Here is a 2,796-nt window from a genome sequence, read left to right on the forward strand (position 1 = left end):
CGGGCAAGATGCCCATTCCACCAAGATGCCCATTCCACCAAGATGCCCATTCCACAAAATTATTAAAATCATCCCCCATTTATACAACACAAGAATTCTCCCCATCTCCCTATCTCCCTATCTCCCCACCCTTCCGATTCCCGACTCCCGTATAAAGCACTTATTAATTGTTACCTACTCTGAATCTATTAAATATAATATTAGATTAAATTATTTATTAATTACCCTTTTTTAAAAAATAAAAAAAATCAGACTTTGCTTAAACCTTGAAAAATAAAAAAAGAAGGAAATAGTGATTAAAAATTTTTCATGAAATTCTCAAAAAACGTTAAAAAAGCATTCACTTCTATTCCTCTTAAATTTTACTATTGTTACAGAGCACAGATTACACTAAGCTGATTTGATGTACATGAAAGAAAAGATAAAGATCCAAGATCTAGAAACCAGACCAAGCGAAGAAACCGACCTCCTACTGTTGTCACAAGACGATCTTGGAGGAATAGGAGGAGGTTTTTCTACGTCGGATCGCGTCGGACTAGTGTTTAAGAGGCGTAGTTGGGGTTTTTTATCCAGGCGAGGAATTCCCCCGGAGTGTTTGTCGGAGGGTGAAATTCCCCCCTGGTGCGCGACTATTTTATAGGACGCATTTTAGCGCGGCGCATTGCATGTAACTTTTGGTTACATTAGCATGTATTTTTTAGTTATCTCAAAAGTCTTTTTTTTCGGCGGTGGGCGGTCGATTGGCAGCCAATTTATTGACCGGAAATCCTGGCTACTTCACCGGTCTCGGTTACCACGGCACCGACCTCTAACCCGAAATGAGACTTTTTTGACAAATTTGATTCCGTAAAAGAAACCCCAGCTATCGAGTTGGGGTTTTCTGTTTAAAAACGGGAGTGGGGAGTGGGGAATCGGGAATCGGGAATCGGGAATCGGGAATAAGCGAGAAAATATCAGGAACGGGCAAGATGCCCATTCCACCAAGATGCCCATTCTACACAATTAAAATCATCCCCCATTTATACAACACAAAAATTCTCCCCATCTCCCCATCTCCCCATCTCCCCATCTCCCTATCTCCCCATCTCCCCATCTCCCAAAACCTCAAAGCCGCCTTCTAGGACGCCCCAAAGTCGTAATATAAACAACCGCTTCATCAACAGGGATACCCAAAACTTCATTGACCTGGTCATCAAAGAAGCCACCAATACCACTTACTCCTAAACCCAAGTAAATCGCTGCTAGATTCAGCCGCTGTCCTAGATGACCAGCATCCATGTGTAGGTAACGGTAAGCGCGATCGCCTAATCGAGCCACTGCTTTTTGTAAGTCTGCCGTGTGGAACACCACTGCTCTGGCATCTCGACCCAAATCTTGCCCTAAACACAAAAAATGCAATTCTTTACGGAAGTTTTTAAAGCGAATTTGCCGCAATTCTTGAGCTTTAGGAGCGTAATAATAGCAGCCTTCTTCTAGGTCATTTACTCCAGATACTGCTATAAATGTTTCAATTAAACTTAAATCAAAATAATCGGGTGTTCCATCTAACCCTTGCTCAATGTAATGCTGAGGTTGGTAGGTAAAATCTAGAAGAGCTTTTAGCTCCTCCAAGGTCAGATTAGCTGCACTATAAGCTCGGGTAGAGCGTCGTTTTAGAATAGTATCTAAACAGGCTTTCGGAGCATTACCTTCTATGGTTAACTCCCCCCAATCTATGGGATTTGTAGCCGTTGAAACTTTATCACAAAACGGAAAGTTGTACTTGTCTTCTAACTGCTGGTCAATTTCTGTACTCTTTGAAGTCTTATCCTTAGCTTTCCAATCACCACCCTCTTTAATTTCCGTAGCGCGGTGCAAATAACCTAATAATTCCCCATCTGGAATCTCTGGGTAATTAACTTCAGTAGGAGATGCTAACACAGTTGGGGCGATGGGCAAATTTTGTTCAACTTTAAGCTGATCGGCCAGGGGAATGACTGCGATCGCGCCTTCTTGTTCCAGGTCTAGATAAAGCAGTTCATTAACGTTTTTATCGGCAAACCCACCAATTAGATGAGGTCGGTAATCACTCAAAGCGCCAGCCAACTCAATGTTACCGAGTAGATGACCAGTGTCGAGAAAAATCCTGCGGTATGCCCGGTCTTCATAGCGCCAGGCTGAGCGATAAAATACCGCTGTAATTACAATAGCGAGTTCCGTACTCTCCAAAACTGGGTGCCAGAAGCAAGCCTCTTGCAGTGCATTCCAAACATCACTCTGCCAAAAATGAACGAGAGAATGGGTCAGACACTGATAGTTGTACAGTCCTGCTGGTAATAGGGGAGTACCACGGGAAATCAAATAAACTTCAGCTGGGTATAAGCCACCAGCAGAGGGAGCTGCCCTCAGATAAAGTGGTGCTCCCATTGTCTCCAGCCTAGCCGTCAAGCCATAACTACACAGTAGTAGCTGGGATAGCCGCCACCAAGTCTTACTCGGTTCAGAGGTAAACTGCTCCCGGTCTTGTGAGAAGTATGGTTTTAGGTCAAAGTTCGTCCCAACTTTGTAGTCTTTAAACGGTATCGGCTGCTTCTCCCAGTCTAAGCCCTTATTTTTGGCTGATATGGTTTCTGGAGCATATTTGGTGCGCTCGTGGTAGTGCTGAGCGATTGATACTGGCGGTTGTGACATGTTAGTTGCAACAGAACAGGAAGCTTCGCTTTATATCTTGACAGCATTTTTGTCTTGTTCCCTCTTCTGTCTTCCCTGTTCCCTGTTCCCTGCTCCCTGCTCCCTGCTCCCTGCTCCCTGCTCCCT

General features: G+C 44.0%; 2 protein-coding genes. Both read right to left on the reverse strand.

Annotated features, from left to right (window positions below; all coding sequences use genetic code 11):
• Positions 1-777: 777 nt before the first annotated feature.
• The gene (locus tag AC4II3_RS32315) at positions 778-993 is read right to left on the reverse strand and encodes a hypothetical protein (RefSeq protein ID WP_488016846.1); all 216 of its coding nucleotides are present in this window, start codon (positions 991-993) and stop codon (positions 778-780) included.
• Between the two features lie 111 nt (positions 994-1,104).
• Complete coding sequence (locus AC4II3_RS32320; RefSeq protein WP_488016848.1) at positions 1,105-2,670, reverse strand: SagB/ThcOx family dehydrogenase; 1,566 nt, start codon at positions 2,668-2,670, stop codon at positions 1,105-1,107.
• Positions 2,671-2,796: the final 126 nt, after the last annotated feature.

The organism is Moorena sp. (assembly GCF_982860115.1).